Annotated in this window: 1 protein-coding gene; it reads left to right on the top strand. The window is 58.9% G+C overall.

The genetic code is table 11. The features are described from left to right. Positions 1 to 85: 85 nt before the first annotated feature. A partial coding sequence (locus ALO64_RS08960) for an aldehyde dehydrogenase (RefSeq protein WP_157058647.1) occupies positions 86 to 1,591 on the top strand: 1,506 nt, incomplete at its 3' end.

The following is a 1,591-nucleotide window of genomic DNA, read 5'->3' as shown; positions in this document are numbered from 1 at the left end:
TTTTTGCAGCGCCTCCTGAAAAATTTCAGATTGTGTCTTTAATCAACCATGACACACCCACATTCAACAAGAGGAGGACATGCAAATGACCACCCTGACTCGTGCTGACTGGGAGCAACGCGCCCAGCATTTGAAGATCGAAGGCCGTGCCTTCATTCAAGGTGAATACACCGCAGCCTCCTCCGGCGAGACGTTTGATTGCATCAGCCCGGTCGATGGCCGGATGCTTGCCAAGGTCGCCAGTTGCGACACCGCTGACGCGCAACGCGCTGTCGACAGTGCGCGCAGCGCCTTCAACTCAGGTGCCTGGTCGCGACTGGCTCCGGCCAAACGCAAGGAAACCATGATCCGTTTCGCCGGGCTGCTCAAGCAAAATGCCGAAGAGCTGGCTTTGCTTGAAACCCTGGACATGGGCAAGCCGATTGGCGACTCGTTCGGCGTCGACATTCCTGGTGCTGCCAGAGCCCTGAGCTGGAGCGGTGAGGCCATCGACAAGCTGTATGACGAGGTCGCCGCAACGCCTCATGACCAATTGGGCCTGGTTACCCGAGAGCCGGTCGGTGTCGTCGCCGCCATCGTGCCGTGGAACTTCCCGTTGATGATGGCTTGCTGGAAGCTTGGTCCTGCACTGTCCACCGGCAATTCCGTGATCCTGAAGCCGTCGGAGAAGTCTCCGCTGACCGCCATTCGTATTGCGCAGCTGGCCATCGAGGCAGGCATTCCTGCGGGCGTGCTCAACGTATTGCCGGGTTACGGTCATACCGTCGGCAAGGCGCTGGCGCTGCATATGGACGTGGATACCGTGGTGTTTACCGGTTCGAGCAAAATCGCCAGACAACTGATGATTTACGCAGGCGAGTCGAACATGAAACGCGTCTGGCTGGAAGCCGGTGGCAAAAGCCCGAATATCGTCTTTGCCGACGCGCCGGATTTGCAGGCCGCCGCCGACGCAGCCGCCAGCGCAATTGCTTTCAATCAGGGCGAAGTCTGCACTGCCGGTTCTCGGCTGCTGGTCGAGCGCTCTATCAAGGAACGCTTTCTGCCGATGGTGCTTGAGGCATTGGCCACCTGGAAGCCCGGCAATCCGCTGGACCCTGCGACCAATGTGGGCGCGCTGGTCGACACCCAGCAGATGAACACAGTGCTGTCTTACATCGAAGCCGGTCACGCCGAGGGTGCCAGACTGGTTGCGGGCGGCAAGCGCATTCTGCAGGAAACCGGCGGCACGTACGTCGAACCGACCATTTTCGACGGCGTGAACAACGCCATGAAGATCGCCCAAGAGGAGATCTTCGGCCCGGTACTTTCAGTGCTGACGTTTGACAGCGACGAAGAAGCGATACAGATAGCCAACGACACGCCTTATGGCCTGGCTGCTGCCGTGTGGACTGCAAATATCTCCAGAGCACACCTGACCGCCAAAGCACTGCGCGCAGGCAGCGTATGGGTCAATCAATACGACGGCGGCGATATGACTGCCCCGTTCGGCGGTTTCAAGCAATCAGGCAACGGTCGTGACAAATCACTGCACGCCTTCGACAAATACACCGAGCTGAAATCCACCTGGATCAAGCTGGCCCAATGGGAGCGA

Source organism: Pseudomonas meliae, from assembly GCF_001400515.1.
Taxonomy (GTDB): domain Bacteria; phylum Pseudomonadota; class Gammaproteobacteria; order Pseudomonadales; family Pseudomonadaceae; genus Aquipseudomonas; species Aquipseudomonas amygdali.
The sequence above is the reverse complement of the archived record's forward strand: the minus strand, read 5'-3'. Positions and strand labels throughout refer to the sequence as shown.